Consider the following 12,736-nt stretch of genomic DNA (forward strand, 5'->3'; position numbering starts at 1 on the left):
AAAGGACGGTGATGGTATGAAGAAAAATGATATATTTTTAGGAGTTTATCTGCTAGCAGCAGTTGTATTTCTGATTATCCCGATTCCAAGTACCATGCTGGACTGGCTGATCTTATTCAACATCTCCTTGTCATTGATCATTGTATTCAACTGTTTGTTTACAAGCGAGACACTGAATATGTCGGGATTCCCGACCCTGCTGCTCTTTACAACTGTGTTCCGTATATCCCTGAACGTATCTTCCACACGACTGATCCTGTCGACAGGTAATCCAGGTAAGGTTGTTAAAGTATTTGGTTCATTTGTTGGTGGTGGTAATCTTGTCATCGGTGCGATTGTCTTTATCGTATTGATCATCGTACAGATGATGGTAATTAATAAAGGTTCTGAACGAGTATCTGAGGTAACAGCCCGTTTTACATTGGACGCTATGCCGGGAAAACAGATGGCGATTGATGCAGATCTTTCATCTGGCGCAATCGACGACAAAGAAGCAATCCGCAGAAGAGATAAGATTCAACAGGAATCCGCATTCTTCGGTGCCATGGATGGTGCATCCAAGTATGTAAAAGGAGATGCAACTGCTGGTTTGATTATCACAATCATCAACATCGTTGGTGGTCTGATCATGGGTATGACACAGCAGGGACTTAGCTTTTCCGAAGCAATCAGTAAGTATACCATCCTTACGATCGGTGATGGTCTGGTATCCCAGATCCCTTCAATGATGATCTCTCTTTCCACAGGTATTCTCGTTACGAAGGCATCGAAAGAGGAGAATATCGGAGATATCTTGATTGGGCAGTTGTTTAGTATTCCGAAGGTATTGCTGCTGGTCGGTGTCACAATGCTTTTGTTCGGTATTTTTACACCGTTGAATTTCTTCTTCTGTGCGGTCTATGGTGTGCTGTTTATTCTGCTTTCCTTCTCCATCAAGGGTAAGGAAGAGGCGCAGGCAATCAAGGAGGAAGTCGAGGAAGAGGAAGTCCAGGCAGAGGAGGTTCGAAGGCACGAAAACGTCAATTCTCTGTTACAGGTAGATCCTATTGAACTCGAATTTGGATATGGTATAATACCGTTAGCAGATGTCAATCAGGGTGGTGATCTGCTTGACCGTGTTGTTATGATACGACGACAAATTGCGTTGGAGCTTGGTGCAGTTGTACCGATTATCCGTCTACGAGATAATATCCAGCTTAATCCAAATCAATATATTATTAAAATCAAAGGAATTCAGGTCAGTGAGGGCGAGATCTTATTTGACCACTATATGGCGATGAATCCGGGCTATGTTGAGGATGAAATCGTTGGTATTCCGACATTGGAGCCAGCCTTTCATCTGGAGGCAATGTGGATCACAGAATCTCAGCGGGAACGTGCAGAATCACTTGGCTATACCGTTGTCGATCCACCATCGATCATTGCGACGCATCTAACAGAGGTTATCAAGCAGCATCTCGATGAACTGCTGACGAGACAGGATGTACAGAATCTGATTGATAATATCAAGGACAACAATAAGACACTGGTAGATGAACTTGTACCGAAATTACTCAGTGTCGGTGATATTCAGAAGGTATTGCAGAATCTGCTCCGGGAAGGAATTTCAATTCGGGATCTTGTCACGATTTTTGAGACGCTGGCAGATTATGCGGCGACGAGCCGAGATACTGATATTTTGACGGAGTATGTACGACAGAGCCTGAAACGTGCCATTTCCAACAAATATTTTGGCGATGGAGAGTCCGGCACCGTAGTTACCCTTGATCCGCAGATTGAGCAGATGATCATGGGTTCTGTGAAGCAGACCGAACAGGGGGCATTTATCTCGCTGGATCCCGCGGTGACAAAGAGCATCTTAAAAGCGACAGAGGACGAGGTCAAGAAACTGGAGAGCAAGGGCGATGCGCCGATTGTCGTCACATCACCGATTGTTCGTATGTATTTCAAGAAATTAACGAATGACTACTTGAAAGACCTGATTGTTATCTCATATAATGAGATTGATTCGGAAGTGGAATTAAAATCCGTGGGAGTGATAACGATTCATGATAATTAAGAAGTATAAAGCATTAACTGAAAAAGAAGCAATCCTGCTCGCCAAAGAGGATCTGGGACCGGATGCCATTGTAATGAATGTGAAGAAAATCAAACCGGGTGGGATTATGCGTCTCTTTAAAAAGACGCGTGTGGAGCTGACAGCAGCAATTGACGATGATATGGAGGAACAGGCTGCTACGGCTGCACCGATGCCATCATCAGTAAAGTCAGAAGATGAACAGACCATTGATCTCAGGCAGAAACGCCGGGGTGAGTCCACAGAGGAACCTTTCCTGTTTGGCAAGGCGTTTGGGGAGAATAAGGATTCTTACAGTGAAGAAGCCCAGAATGCCATCGAGGAGAAGATCAACAGTATTGCAAAGCTTCTCGAACAACAGGTGCAGACACAGAAGTCTGCGGAAACCTCGATCAAGGAAGCTGCTAATCAGGTGATTCCTTCAGGTGAGGTGGCTGTAAGGACGGAAGAAAAAGAACCAGAGCAGTCGGGCAATAAGGTGGTTGATCTGGTAATCAAACAGCTGATAGACAGTGAGGTTACGGAGGCACATGCCAAAGAAATTATTGACGAGCTGACGGTGAAGGATGATAAGCAGCCAATTGACAATATATTAGCAAACGTATATCAGAAGATTGTTTTGAAACTTGGCGAGATCCAGCCGTTAACAGCCGGGGAGAAGAAACCAAAGGTTGTATTTTTTGTTGGAAATACCGGAGTTGGTAAGACGACGACGATGGCGAAGCTGGCGTCGCTTTGTACACTGGATATGAAATTAAAATGTGCGATGTTTTCCATCGACACATACCGTATCGCAGCAATCGAGCAGTTAAAGACGTATGCGAATATTTTGTCCGCACCGATGGAGGTTGTGTATACCCCGGAGGAGATGGCGCAGAGTGTAGAGAAGTTTAAAAATTATGATCTGATTTTAGTTGATACAGCCGGACGATCCCATAAGAGCGAGGAACAGAAAGATGATTTAAAACAGATCATTGATTCTGTGAAAGAATACGAGACGGAGGTATTCCTTGTTGTATCTGCCACGGTAAAATATGCGGATCTGCTTTCCATTGCCAATACCTATGGCGAGCTGTTTGATTATAATCTTATTTTTACAAAACTGGATGAAACAAATGGTCTGGGAAGCATATTGAATCTGAAACTAGATACAGGAAAGCCACTTTCATATGTGACATGGGGACAGAATGTGCCGGATGATATCGGCGTTCTGGATCCACAGATTATTGCTAAGAAATTGTTAGGGGGTGGAAAGTGATGGATCAGGCAACGAAATTACGGGAACGTGTGCAGACCAATCAGGAAATCTCAAACGCAAGGGTAATAGCAATTACAAGTGGAAAAGGTGGTGTCGGCAAGACAACACTGTCAGTCAATGTTGCACTGGAGCTTGCACGGCGCGGAAAAAAGGTGGTTGTATTTGACGCGGACTTCGGACTGGCAAATGTCGAGGTTATGCTTGGAATCCGTCCGCAATATAACCTGCTGGATCTGATACATAACAATAAATCTATGACGGAGATTATTACGCAGGGACCAGAGGGAATCGGTTTTATTTCCGGTGGTTCCGGGGTGTCCGAGCTTGCAACGCTTGATAATGCGAGTATTAAGCTTTTGATCTCCGAGTTAGTGAAACTCGATCAGATGTATGATGTTGTGATCATTGATACCGGTGCTGGTATTACAGATTCTGTAATGGAGTTTGTCATGATGAGTCCGGAGGTTGTATTGGTTGTGACACCGGAACCAACATCCATCACAGATTCTTATTCGCTGCTTAAGGTATTGCGTAGAAAGAATAGTTTCAATCCAATTTACAAGACGATTCATGTTGTGGCAAATCGTGTGGAAAATGAAACAGAGGGTGCAGAAATTTTCCACAAGATTGATACAGTTTCTTCAAAATTTTTGAATACAAAACTTTCATTCCTGGGCTCTGTGTTACAGGATAAAAATGCTTCCATGGCAGTGATCGAACAAAAACCACTGGTGCAGGCGTATCCGGGAACGACAGCAACAAAGGGAATCTGTCAGCTTGTCAATCGTCTGAGTGATGATGCGGTTGAGGAGAGCAAGAAGAAAGAGGGAATCGCAAGGGTATTTATCGACTTCTTCCGTTCCAAGAAAAGAATCCGTTAAAGATTAAAGTATAGACAGCAGAAAAAAGGAAAGATGGTACATATGAATGGGAATAGCGATAGGAAATAAAATTGAATTGGTGCGACTCGATCAGGTCATTCGCAATGAGCAGAATAAAAAGGTTTATGTCAGTAAAATCTACGATATTCTAGATCGGGATAAATTACAGATTGCGATGCCAATCTTTGAGGGACGGATTGTGCCTCTGGATCTTGATGAGCGTTATACGGCATGCTTTTACACGGAACGGGGATTGCTGCAATGTAATGTGCAGGTTACAGCACGTTATAAGAGTGGAAATTTGTTTTTCCTTGATGTCAAGCTGCTTGGCGCATTAGAGAAGGTTCAACGACGGCAGTTTTACAGGTATGACTGTCTGATTGATGCGCAGATCCGTGTTGTCTCAGATGAAGAGTACGATACAGGGATTCCGGATGATATCTCCGTTCCGGAGGACGTCCTGCCTTGGCAGCCTGCCCGGATTGTGGATATCAGTGGTGGTGGTCTCAGACTGAATCAGAGAACGGATATTGAACGCAATGAAGTGGTAAAGGTTAAATTCCTTGTCTCAATTTTGGGTGAGATCTTACAATTTAACTTATTTGCACGTATATTATCAAGTGTACCTGTTTCTGGACGTTCCGATATGTTTGAACAGCGAATGGAATTTTTGAAAATAACGCAGGACGAGCGTGATAAGATTGTTCGTTTTATTTTTGAAAGTGAAAGAATGGAAATAGCAAATGGAAAAAAATCCTAAAAAAATATTACTTATAGATGACTCTGCACTTATGAGAAGAGTTATGTCTGATATAATAAATCATATTGATGGTTTTACAGTTGCATATCTGGCGGCAGATGGTGAAGAAGGCTATGCATATTTGTCAAAACATAGCGATATTGACGTAGTAATGACGGATATCGATATGCCAAAGATGGATGGTCTGGCGTTGATCAGGAAAGCAAAAGAAAGAGGGCTTTCTTCTCCATTTATTGTATTTAGTGCAAGAGAGGATTCTTATGCTGTTTTTACAGCCCTGGATCTTGGTGCGATTGAATTTATCAAAAAACCGGAACACATCTTTCAAAATGATGTGCAAAAATATGCGGAGAAGATTAAAAAAGCACTCTGTATGGCGGTGGAGGTAAAGGAACGCACTCAGAATAAGCTGGAGACGGTGTGTACCAGGGAAACGGAGAAAACTGTAATAACCAGAAAACAGCGGAAACAAAAACATGGAAAAAAACTGGTGGCTCTTGTGTGTTCCACCGGAGGACCACGGGCGTTACAGTCTGTGATACCGAAGCTTCCGAAAAACCTTGCTGCTCCGGTTGTTTTAGTACAGCATATGCCGGAGGGATTTACGAAAACACTTGCAATGCGTTTGAATGAGCAGAGTGAAGTATCTGTGCAGGAGGCCGCAGAGGGCGATGTATTACAGAATGGACACGTCTATATTGCCAGAGGTGGAACGCATCTGGCTTTGCATGAGACAGCAAAAGGCTGTGAAGTGTTCTTTGATGACAGACCGCCGATTGGAGGCTTGAAACCATGTGGAAATGTAATGCTGTCGAGCTTGAGTCATGTATCATATGACGAGATTATATGTGTCATTTTAACCGGAATGGGTGCAGATGGAACCAAAGGTACGCAGGAACTTGCAAAATATAAGTCCATCTATGTAATTGCACAGGATGAAGCAAGCAGTATCGTATATGGAATGCCAAAGGCAATCCGGGATGCCGGACTTTGTGACTGTGTATGTGATCTGCAGCAGATTGCGGAAGAGATAACAAAGAAAGTAGGGGTGTAAGAATGGATTTAAGTCAATATCTGGAGATTTTTATTGATGAATCAAAAGAACATTTACAGACACTCAACGATCAGGTGCTGATATTAGAGTCAGAACCGGAGAATGTTGATACGGTAAATGAGATTTTTAGGGCGGCCCATTCATTAAAGGGAATGGCAGGAACCATGGGATATAAGCGTATGCAGCGCTTGACGCATGATATGGAGAATGTGTTCTCCGAGATCCGGAATGGAAAGATGAACGTCAATGCGGATCTTGTTGATATCGTGTTCAAATGCCTGGATGCGTTGGAAGAATATCTGACCAATATCATCGAGACATCAGATGAAGGTACGGAGGATAATGACGAGCTGATTGCACAGTTAAATGCAATTTTGCAGAACGGACTGGCAGGAGGCGTGGAAGCACAGGCGGCAGCGACAAAGGAAGAAGTCAAAGAGGAGAAGAAGCCGGAGGGTGGAGACCGCAGAAAATACCTGTCCATTCCATTGGCTGATTTCGAGAAAAATGCAATCAGTGAGGCAAAGGCAAAGGGAATGCATGTCTATGCTACGACGGTTTATATTCAGGAAACCTGTCTGTTGAAGGCGGCACGTGCATTTCTGGTATTTAAAGGCTTGGAGAGCAAGGGCGAGATTATCAAATCTGTGCCAAGTGTACAGGATATTGAGGATGAGAAGTTTGACCTTGATTTTTCTATGTTTATCATTTCAGACAAATCGTTAGAGGAAGTAAAGAAGGCAATCGAGAATGTCTCTGAGATTGAGGAGGCAGTAATCGAGGAATATGAGCTTACAGAAGAAGAACCGGCGCAGGCGGAAGTAAAAGAAGAGAAGAAGCTGGAAGAACCGGCTGCCAAGGAGACTGCACCTGCGAAGAAGGAAGAAAAGAAATCAGCAGGTAAATCCGGAAAGCCGGTTGTCAATCGTTCGGTACGTGTGGATATTGAAAAGCTGGATGATCTGATGAATCAGGTGTCTGAGCTTATCATTGCAAAGAATGGACTTGTCTCTGTGACAGGAACTCTTTCTTCCCAGGAACAGTCGTTCAATGAACAGATTGAGTACTTGGAACGAATCACAACAAACCTGCATGAATCTGTTATGAAGGTTCGAATGGTTCCGATTGAGAGCGTAGTCAACCGGTTTCCACGTATGATCCGTGATCTCTCTAAGAAACTCAATAAGGAGATGGAATTGATCATGACTGGTGAGGACACCGAGCTTGATCGTACTGTTATCGACGAGATTGGTGACCCATTGATGCATATGCTTCGAAATGCAGCTGATCATGGATTAGAGTCGACAATCGATCGTTTGAAGCTTGGAAAGCCGCAGGTTGGCACAATCCGACTGGATGCATATCAGGATGGAAATAATGTTACGATTGAGGTCAGTGATGATGGTGCTGGTATAGACGTTGAAAAGATCAAGCGCAAGGCTCTGGAAAAGGGACAGGTCACAGAAGAACAGGCAGAATACATGACAGAAAAAGAAGCAATCGATCTGTTGTTTATGCCGGCGTTCTCAACCGCAGAGAAGATTTCAGATGTATCTGGCCGCGGGGTTGGTCTGGACGTTGTAAAGAACAAGATTGAAGGCCTTGGCGGTGATGTCGAGGTAGTATCGAAGCTTGGAGAAGGAACAACCTTTATCGTACGATTGCCACTGACGCTTGCAATCATTCAGGCATTGATGGTAGAAGTATCCGGAGAGAAGTATGCACTTCCATTGAATTCAATTGTGACAGTTGAAGAGATTTTGCCGGAGGATATCCGATATGTACATACAAAAGAAGTCATCAACCTGCGTGGATCTGTAATTCCGTTGGTACGCCTGAACGAAGTTCTGGATATTGATCCAATTGAGAAAGATGAGGATTCCATCGAGGATGAGGGTGAGATTGTCGTAATCGTAAAGAAAGGTGACAAACAGGCAGGCCTTGTGATCGACAAGTTGCTCGGACAGCAGGAGATCGTTATCAAGTCACTTGGAAAATACATTCATGTGCCAAAGATGATCAGTGGTGCAACGATTCTTGGAAACGGTGAAGTTGCATTGATTATTGATTCAAACACATTGGTGTAAGGGAGGTGCACATATATGGATGGAAATGCAGTAGCAAATAGCGCAAAGCAGTTTATTATTTTAAAATTTGATAATGAACAGTATGGAATTGACATTAGTTATATTGATAATATTGTCCGTTTGCAGAAGATTACAAGAGTTCCACATGCACAGCCGTACTTTCTGGGCATCATCAATTTGCGGGGAGAGGTTGTTCCGGTTATGAGTATGCGGAGAAAATTTGAACTGCCGGACAAAGAAAATACGAATGCGTCCCGTATTCTGATTCTGAAAGTAGAGGGAAATGCCAAAATCGGTATTTTAGTCGACGAGGTACGAGAGGTAGTGACTCTGACGGATGATAATATTGAGCAGATTGCAACCGAGAGTGGAGATGCACGTACCTATCTAACTGGTGTTGGAAAATACAATGAATCTCTGATTTCACTTCTGAATATCGGTGCGTTGATTACAGATATTGATAATGAGTAAAAAAGGTATATGCCATGGAAAAACATACCGAACAGTTGTCAGAGCAGGTAAAAGATGCCTTGACAGAGCTTGGAAATATCGGAGCCGGCAATGCAACGACATCCCTTTCTGTATTGCTGTCATCCAAGCTTAGCATGAGCGCTCCGACAGTAAAATTATATGATTTTAATGAGCTTGAAAATGCACTAGGAGGGCCGGAGACATCAGTAGTTGGCGTATTAAGCCGGTTGCATGGTTCATTTAATGCGATGATTCTGTTTGTTCTGGGATTAGAAGATGCCAGGCATCTGTCAGAGGTTTTATTGGGGCAGACACAGGACTGGCACTGTGAGATGGGAATGTCAGCAATCGGAGAGATTGCGAACATCCTGATTGGTTCGTATGTTGCTTCGCTGGAGAATCTGTCAGGGATGGAGCTTCGATACTCCCAGCCGCAGATCTGTATTGATATGGCAGGTGCAATTCTAAGTGTGCCTTGTATAGAATATGGTATGGTAAGTGATAAGGCACTGCTCATTAATTCCGGATTCAAAGCCGGCAATCAGGAGATCGACGGTTATATTATGCTGATATCAGAGATGCATTCTTTTGACCAGATGCTGCAGAAGCTTGGAATTGGAGGTGCAGGCGTTGAATGATGTTATCCGTGTAGGGATAGCAGATATGAACACTTGCATGGCGGGGGATACGATCACAACCATCGGGCTTGGATCCTGTGTGGGGATTGTATTATATGAACGTACAAAAAATATTGCAGGATTGGTTCACATTATGCTTCCTGACAGTACAAAGATCAGACAGAACCAGAATAAATTAAAATTCGCAGATACCGGAATACAGGCATTGATTGAAAAACTCGAAAAACAGGGACTCAGTCGGAAAAATATGATTGCCAAGATTGCCGGTGGTGCGAAGATGTTCCAGTTTTCTTCTGATACAGCAATGGGAAATATCGGAGAGAAAAACGTGGAAGCGGTGCGGGAAGTCCTGAAGCAGTATGGAATCAAGATCGTGTCGGAGGATGTTGGATTGAATTATGGACGAACTATTGTATTTGATCCGGTAACCAAAGATATGACCGTGGTGACTGCCGGAAAGCAGACACATATTATATAAGTTGGAGACGATATAGTTGGAGACGAAAGACAGATATAAAAATGCAAGAGCGTTTATCGTGTTACTGGCAGCATTTATCACGTGGCTGCTTAACATGAAATATGAACGGAGTCTTGTGCGATCTCTGATCATATTGCTGGTTGTTATTGCTATTTTTTACGTGATCGCAACGATCGCATTGAAGCTGATTGATAAGATCCGCAATATGGAAGAGGTAAAAGAAATGGATATGGAGGAGGCACCGCCGGAGGAAGAAGGTACGGATGCGCAAAACCACGTATAACGGAAATAAGGGGTGTTGCTGTACATGGCAATCTTGGATAAAAAAGAACGATTATGGATTGAATACAGTCATTCCAAATCCACGGCCGTTCGGGAAGAACTCATAATGGAATATGTTTCTCTGGTAAAGTTGGTTGCTGGAAGATTAGCCATTTACCTTGGATCAAATGTAGAGTATGACGATCTTGTCAGCTATGGAATATTTGGGCTGATTGATGCAATCGATAAATTTGATTACGGAAAAGGTATCAAGTTCGAGACGTATGCAAGTCTCCGTATCCGTGGGTCGATTCTTGACCAGATCCGGAAGATGGATTGGATTCCGCGTTCGGTCCGTCAGAAACAAAAATCAATCACGGAGGCTTCCAAGAAGCTCGAAGCATTGAAGGGTCCGAATTATTCTGACGCAGATATGGCAAAGGAGCTTGGAATTTCGGAGGAAGAATATGATACGTGGATGCAACAGACGAATGTGACGAACATTTCATCACTGGATGATTTTATGGAACAGGGGAATGATGTGAAAGCATCTGCCTATCACGGTACGGGTGTGAATCCGGAAAACCGAATCCTGAAAGAAGAGTTGAAATCACAGTTGACAGAAGCACTTTCTATGTTGACAGAGAAAGAGAAGACTGTGGTACTTTTATATTATTATGAAGATCTTACATTAAAAGAGATCAGCCGGGTAATGGAAGTATCGGAATCCCGTATCTCACAGTTACATTCCAAGGCACTGACGAAAATGCGTCGGTGCATGAACGATAATTTTGCGCTGATGATGGGTTGAGGAAATGCCTATGAAATACAAAAACTCTTTTTTTAAAATTCGAATCAAAGAGGATGGCACTTATCTGGACGTTTTCCCACCAAAGGAGGACGGAAAACGATTGGATATACGCGAGGTCGTTTCTTTTCTGGAGCAAAAAGGATTTACTGATTTTTCAATAGAGGCACTGCGCAAGACACTGGATCTGTTGCAGGAGAAACCAATGCAGATCAAAATCAGTGATACATGTGCAGAGGCATTTAATGAAAGTGCAGCCATAATTACCGGAAAAGATAATATGATTGCCTATATACGTTTTTATCCACCGTCGACAGGAGGAAAACTGATGACGGAACGGGAGATACGTGCGGAATTAGAACGTGAAAAGATAACATACGGGATTCTGGAACCGGTCATGGAAAAGCTTAAGATGGCGCGTACATATTGTACGAATATTCCAATCGCAAAAGGAATGGCTCCAACACCGGCGAAGGATACGGTGATTGAATATTTCTTCAATACGAAACCGCTTGCAAAACCGAAGGTATTAGAAGATGGAAGTGTGGATTTTCATGCACTCAATCTTTTTTCGACGGTGAATGAAGGAGACAAGCTTGCAAAGCTTACACCACATGATCCGGGAAAACCAGGCATGAATATCTATGGAAAAACGCTTCCGCAGAATCATCCGAAAATTCGTAAATTAAAGTATGGAAGGAATATTACATTGTCTGAGGACGGAACTGTGCTCACGAGTAATGTCAATGGTAATGTGATTCTGGCAGATGGTACGGTGTTTGTGTCAGATACCTATAAGGTAGCTGCTGATGTCGATGCGTCGACCGGAGATATCGAATACGAAGGAAATGTGATGGTGCCTGGCACGGTACGGACTGGATTTACGATCCGTGCGAAGGGCGATATTGAGATTAATGGTGTCGTGGAGGGTGCAACGCTGATTGCCGGCGGTAACATCGTAATCAAACGTGGTGTGCAGGGCATGGGAAAAGGTAAGCTGTGTGCTGGCGGAGATATCTGTGCACAGTTCCTTGAAAGTGCAAATGTATTTGCGGATGGCGATGTTCTTGCAGGTTCGATTCTGCACAGTCATATCCAGTCGGGCGGAAAGGTTGTCATTCATGGAAGAAAGGGCTTTATCGTGGGCGGCGAGTTGATCTGTGAAACGTATGTGGAAGCAAACAGTGTTGGCAACCGTATGGAAACACAGACGATATTAAAAGTTGGAGTCAAACCGGAGTTGTATGAGCGTACAAAGACTTTGGTTTCGGAAGTTATGGATTTAAAGACATCCATAGAAGAGACAACCTCATATCTGAATGTATATAAAGAAAAATTAAAGCGTGGAATTAAGTTGACACCGGAAAACGTAAAGCAGATTAAGACGTATACGGAACGTGCAGAAGAAATAAAAGCAGAATATCAGAAAAAAAATGATACCCTGCAGGAACTGCGTTTTCAGTTGACAATGGGAAAAAAAGGCAGCGTCAAGGTGCTGGGAAATGCGTACCGTGGTGTTATAATCTATATATCAAACCAATCCTATGCAGTGAAGGATGTGGATAAGCACAGCTGGTATAAAATTGTAGATGGTGTTGTAAAACCGACACCATTTTAAAGAACAGCTGGTAAAGGAGGAATGGCAATGATTTCACCATTAGTTGTAACACAGGCATCAACACCGATTGCTTCTATTCAGCAGAATGCGGATGCACAAAGTATCCTGCATAGTCAGAATGCATTGCATGAGACAAAGGAGCAGGAACGGGAAGTGCGTGAAACGGTTGTACAGAAGGAAGAGGCGGCATACTACGAGCAAAGTCCGGATGCAAAGGAAGAGGGGAGAAACAAATATCAGAATCTTTATTCCGGAAAAAAGAAGAAAGCAAAAACGGAAGATACGGAAATGCATACTGGTATCAATCGTGTAAATATTGATCTAAAAATATGAGATGAGGTAGGA

General features: G+C 43.2%; 13 protein-coding genes. All 13 read left to right on the top strand.

Annotated elements, in window-relative coordinates:
• The first annotated feature begins 16 nt into the window (after positions 1-16).
• Genes flhA through ACZQK9_RS10715 form a run of 13 tightly spaced genes read left to right on the top strand, consistent with a single transcriptional unit; the run spans position 17 to position 12,724 of the window.
• Positions 17-2,059: a flagellar biosynthesis protein FlhA gene (gene flhA / locus ACZQK9_RS10655; RefSeq protein WP_216507184.1), complete on the top strand. Its 2,043-nt coding sequence runs from the start codon at positions 17-19 to the stop codon at positions 2,057-2,059.
• Positions 2,049-3,335 (top strand): flagellar biosynthesis GTPase FlhF, encoded by a 1,287-nt coding sequence (gene flhF, locus ACZQK9_RS10660; RefSeq protein WP_483270547.1) that lies wholly within the window; start codon positions 2,049-2,051, stop codon positions 3,333-3,335. Before flhA ends, flhF begins: the two co-directional genes overlap by 11 nt.
• A complete protein-coding gene (locus tag ACZQK9_RS10665) occupies positions 3,335-4,216 on the top strand; it encodes a MinD/ParA family protein (RefSeq protein ID WP_178017367.1) in 882 nt (293 codons plus the stop codon). The genes flhF and ACZQK9_RS10665 overlap by 1 nt, the downstream gene beginning before the upstream one ends.
• A 46-nt stretch (positions 4,217-4,262) precedes the next feature.
• Positions 4,263-4,976: a flagellar brake protein gene (locus ACZQK9_RS10670; RefSeq protein ID WP_178017366.1), complete on the top strand. Its 714-nt coding sequence runs from the start codon at positions 4,263-4,265 to the stop codon at positions 4,974-4,976.
• Positions 4,960-6,030, top strand: coding sequence for a chemotaxis-specific protein-glutamate methyltransferase CheB (gene cheB, locus ACZQK9_RS10675; RefSeq protein ID WP_216507182.1), 1,071 nt, complete (start codon positions 4,960-4,962; stop codon positions 6,028-6,030). The genes ACZQK9_RS10670 and cheB overlap by 17 nt, the downstream gene beginning before the upstream one ends.
• Before the next feature lie 2 nt (positions 6,031-6,032).
• Positions 6,033-8,117, top strand: a complete 2,085-nt coding sequence (locus tag ACZQK9_RS10680) for a chemotaxis protein CheW (protein WP_483270548.1) — start codon at positions 6,033-6,035, stop codon at positions 8,115-8,117.
• 15 nt (positions 8,118-8,132) lie between these two features.
• A complete protein-coding gene (locus tag ACZQK9_RS10685) occupies positions 8,133-8,588 on the top strand; it encodes a chemotaxis protein CheW (protein WP_178017363.1) in 456 nt (151 codons plus the stop codon).
• A gap of 14 nt (positions 8,589-8,602) precedes the next feature.
• Positions 8,603-9,226, top strand: coding sequence for a chemotaxis protein CheC (locus tag ACZQK9_RS10690; protein ID WP_178017362.1), 624 nt, complete (start codon positions 8,603-8,605; stop codon positions 9,224-9,226).
• Complete coding sequence (locus ACZQK9_RS10695; protein WP_483270578.1) at positions 9,210-9,704, top strand: chemotaxis protein CheD; 495 nt, start codon at positions 9,210-9,212, stop codon at positions 9,702-9,704. The genes ACZQK9_RS10690 and ACZQK9_RS10695 overlap by 17 nt, the downstream gene beginning before the upstream one ends.
• Positions 9,705-9,720: 16 nt before the next feature.
• Positions 9,721-9,987 (top strand): hypothetical protein, encoded by a 267-nt coding sequence (locus tag ACZQK9_RS10700; RefSeq protein WP_483270549.1) that lies wholly within the window; start codon positions 9,721-9,723, stop codon positions 9,985-9,987.
• A gap of 24 nt (positions 9,988-10,011) precedes the next feature.
• Entirely contained in the window at positions 10,012-10,776 is a 765-nt protein-coding gene (locus ACZQK9_RS10705) for a FliA/WhiG family RNA polymerase sigma factor (RefSeq protein WP_178017359.1), read from the top strand.
• A gap of 10 nt (positions 10,777-10,786) precedes the next feature.
• Positions 10,787-12,391, top strand: a complete 1,605-nt coding sequence (locus ACZQK9_RS10710; protein ID WP_483270550.1) for a flagellar assembly protein A — start codon at positions 10,787-10,789, stop codon at positions 12,389-12,391.
• Between the two features lie 27 nt (positions 12,392-12,418).
• Positions 12,419-12,724, top strand: coding sequence for a hypothetical protein (locus tag ACZQK9_RS10715; RefSeq protein WP_483270551.1), 306 nt, complete (start codon positions 12,419-12,421; stop codon positions 12,722-12,724).
• Positions 12,725-12,736 lie beyond the last annotated feature (12 nt).

It is taken from the genome of Wujia sp., assembly GCF_056872695.1.